This window comes from Magnetococcales bacterium, from assembly GCA_015231175.1.
Taxonomy (GTDB): domain Bacteria; phylum Pseudomonadota; class Magnetococcia; order Magnetococcales; family DC0425bin3; genus HA3dbin3.
The window spans coordinates 1-3,493 of record JADGBZ010000151.1; the positions used below are offsets into that span (position 1 = coordinate 1).

The window sequence follows — 3,493 nt, forward strand, 5'->3', positions numbered from 1 at the left end:
TGGCAGCTCCGGTCTTGGCCATACCCGCCTGCGCCATTCTGGCGCCCTCTGCCTCGGGTGGTTCCCATTCGCGACCAGGCAAGGGAGATGTTGTTGGCTGGGAGAGCGAGGGGGGGATGGATGGGGAGGGCGCTGCGGTCTTCAAGGTGGAGGAGGCAACCTGTGGTGTCCCTTGTCCGCGTGCAGGGCAGGGTGGGGTGCCGAGCAGTGGGGTGGTGGCGGCGCCCCACTCCATTTCCTGGGGGAAGCCTTGGGCGCCAGATCCGCTGCGGTTTTGGCTGCCAATGCGGCTTACCAGAAGGGTTTGGGGCGAGGCAAGGAGCTGACCGGCTTGCACTGTTTTCAGGTTTCGCACGACTATGAAGCCCCTTGCGATGATGCGGGGGAGAACTGTCCCCTGAAGGTGAGCATGCAGTCGGGTTTTTCCGAGCGCATGCTCCACATTCATTAATCATCGCATGCGGGCCGTTCCCGGGAGGGGAAGGTGCCTGTAGTGGAGGCGAAGCACTTTTTTCAGGTTGCGGAGGGGACTCCCCTGGAGGATGTCGAAGCGGGTTACATTCAGTATATGGTCGAAAATGTTGTTTGTTCCAGACAGGAGTTGGCCAATACCCTGGGACTCGATTAGCGGACTCTGGTCCGCAAGATCAGGTGGGCAAGGGAGAAATACTCCTCAAAAAAAGTCCCGGGATCTGCTTCCTGACCCTGCGGGAAACCCGACTCAGGCAAAGGGTTCATAGGACCAGAGGAGTCCTCGACCATCTTGACCGTGGGAGGTGCCGGCCTGCCCCAGGCGGTGGCCTATCTTTTCCAGGGGAGGGGTGGATTGCCGCATGGCGGCCATTTGGATCTTTTGCAGGCAGGCGTCCATGGCCTTGAGGCCTTGCCGCAGGAGTGCGGTGGTCTCCGGATTTTCTGTATCCGGGAATCGCTTCTCCAAAGTTTGGCAAAAGTGGGTGCATTGTGTCGCCAGGGCCATTTTTTCATCCATGGCGAGGTAGCGCATGTTGGGTCCGTCCGTCCATCTGCACAGCAGGTCCATGGCTTCGGCGAGTCGGTCCTCCTGTTCCAGGAAAGCCACCAGCGAGGGGAGCAGGGGAAAGGGGAGCGAGTCGAGCGCCAGGGCCTGTTGGTGGGATGCCTTGGCTGACGCCGCATCTCCCAGGTGGCGGTGGCAGTCTCCCAACACGGTGAGCAACTCGGCGCGCCAGGTGGCGACCGTTTTGGCCATGGGGCCTTCCGGTTGCCGCTCCCAAAAGGCCAGCTCCTCCTGTAGGGAATGGATGCGCTCGGCTGCCTCTTCCCGGCCATGGCAGGGGAGCACGTCAGGCAACCCCAGATGCTTGCGCAGGCCGGCCAGATAGCCGTAGTCTCCCTCCTTGGTGATGTGACCGTCATGGTAGATGTTGGTCACGTAGGGCTTTGGGGCATGGAAACCATAGCGGGTGTCATGATCCACCCATGTCAGTTGGTAATGCTCGATGATCTGTGGATGGATGGGAAAGGTGGGACTGAAGTTTAAATGCCCCTCCCAGTTTTGGGTCAAATCGGCCTCCAGGATGCCGGCGCAGCGAAAAAGCCGGGCAGCCACGTAATAGCACAAGGCCGGGAACGGATGGGCAGGATCTACGAACAGAGGTCGGCGACGGAAAAACGCTTCGATGAAATCCGCCACCGGCACATCCACCTCCCGGTCGAGGGACCGCAGCTTGTCGAAATAGAGCTCGTAAGCCCGGTCAAGATCCAAGGTTTGGCGGATGTCCATGCGCATGAAACGGGCCAGGGTTTCCAGGGGGGGGAGCTTTTGCCGGAGCAGATTGTGAAAAAGGCGATCCCCATGCCCGCGTCGGTTCTCTTCGATGCCAAAGGGGCGCGGATAGGGACGCAGCATGTAAAAAGGCCACAGCAACTCAAGATTCAGTTTTGGAAAGCTGATCTTGCGGCAATGTGGCGGCAGCCTCTCCGCGTAGCCGCAGTTCATCTCCCAGAGGCCTTTCTGTTGCAGAAACAGAACGCAGTTTGACAGGAGTTCATCCGCCGTGGCCGGTGTGCTGCTGAGAATTTCAAATTGCCGACGGGGTTCGGGATCATCTGAGATCCGCATCAGCGCCAGGGTGTAGTTCTCCCTCAACTCTGGATCCCGGAGGGCCATGACATAAAAAGTCAGGGATTGACAATTGCCATGGAAGATGATGGTTGGCTTCATACGCTTCCCCATTTTCAGGAGGGGTTTTGAAGTTCCCAACGGCCATCCGGCAACCGACATGCGTTGGTCACGACCGTCTCCCTTCTGCCGTCGATAACCGAAGCGATCTCGGCTTGGCGGCAGACCGTGTTGCCATAGCTGTGCGGCAATTGTGGTGTGACGGCAAACTCCTTGCCCGTGTCGGGATTGATCCAGCGGGTGGTCTGCTGGGACGGGGTACGATCCAGGGTGTCACTTAAACGGCGCAAATCCTGTTTGTCCATTTCGTTGCCGACGGCATATCCCAGGGCGCCGCCGATCAGTCCGCCATAGACGGCGTAAGCTTCTTTGTTTTTGCTGGGTCCGAGGAGGCTGCCAGCCAGGGCCCCGGAGAGGGCGCCGACGCCGGCTCCGGTTTGTGCGTTGTTGGCGCAACCACCCAAGGGGAGAGCGAGAGCTACGGCAAAAAGCAGAACCTTGTTGTGTGTCATGGGCGTATCCTGCGAGAGAGGTTAACGATCCGGTCACGCTGTCGAACCCTTCCCATGAAGGGTCCGACACGGGTATCCATCCAGCATCCGACAGCGAATCGGGATCCAGGATGTTTTTTCGGGCCTGCCGGTAGAGTGGGACGGATCTCTTTCCGGCACATTCTGGCAGATTTCCGCAAGAAATGTGCCCTTTCTGCCATCGCTCCTCAGGGTGGGGTGATGACAGCGCCTGCAAGTCCAAAACGATGATGGCAGAGTTGCGGACGTGCAGCCAAGAGTTGACGGTTTGCGGTGGACTTTGGACGTGCAGCCAAGAGATGACGGTTTATGGAATATATATTGCATGAACGTGGAGCGGATGCGGTGGACCCTGTCGCGCACTCCGAGAAACGTACTTGACCGCACAGATTGGACAAAAGATTCAGGTCATGGGCGACGGATCCACTGGCTTTCCGGCTCTAGAAAGTGAAGGAAAGAGTCTCTGGCAGGGGCGGTGATCCCGGTTGTGCACCCTATGGCAGGCGTTTGGTGGCGTCTGTTGCCGGTCCTGGTGACCGGGGCGTGTACAACGGGATCGCCCGTGCCTGGCCCGTGCCGTTGAGAAGTTCCTCGACAGATACCCCTTCTCCCTGGTAACTAACTATCCGGCATCCTTTCAAGGAAAGCTTGTCCAGGGAAGGCTTGTTCAAGAAAGGCTTGCTCAAGAGTAACTATTCAGCACCCTTTCAAAAAAAGCTTGGATATGAAAGCTTTTGTCAGGGTTTCGCCCCGAACCCCACCAGGGCGCTGCCCTGGACAAAGCCAGGGAGCCAGCCCC

The 3,493-nt window shown here is 58.7% G+C and carries 4 protein-coding genes; 2 read left to right on the forward strand and 2 right to left on the reverse strand.

The window, feature by feature from the left end; genetic code table 11:
- Positions 1–250 precede the first annotated feature (250 nt).
- Both HQL63_16010 and HQL63_16015 read left to right on the forward strand, forming a co-directional pair.
- Positions 251–451, forward strand: a complete 201-nt coding sequence (locus HQL63_16010; protein MBF0178327.1) for a hypothetical protein — start codon at positions 251–253, stop codon at positions 449–451.
- A gap of 33 nt (positions 452–484) precedes the next feature.
- The gene (locus tag HQL63_16015; GenBank protein MBF0178328.1) at positions 485–628 is read left to right on the forward strand and encodes a hypothetical protein; all 144 of its coding nucleotides are present in this window, start codon (positions 485–487) and stop codon (positions 626–628) included.
- Between the two features lie 93 nt (positions 629–721).
- Here the strand turns inward: HQL63_16015 and HQL63_16020 are convergent, their stop codons facing one another.
- Both HQL63_16020 and HQL63_16025 read right to left on the reverse strand, forming a co-directional pair.
- Entirely contained in the window at positions 722–2,206 is a 1,485-nt protein-coding gene (locus HQL63_16020; GenBank protein MBF0178329.1) for a hypothetical protein, read from the reverse strand.
- A gap of 14 nt (positions 2,207–2,220) precedes the next feature.
- Positions 2,221–2,676, reverse strand: coding sequence for a hypothetical protein (locus HQL63_16025; protein ID MBF0178330.1), 456 nt, complete (start codon positions 2,674–2,676; stop codon positions 2,221–2,223).
- Between the last annotated feature and the right edge of the window lie 817 nt (positions 2,677–3,493).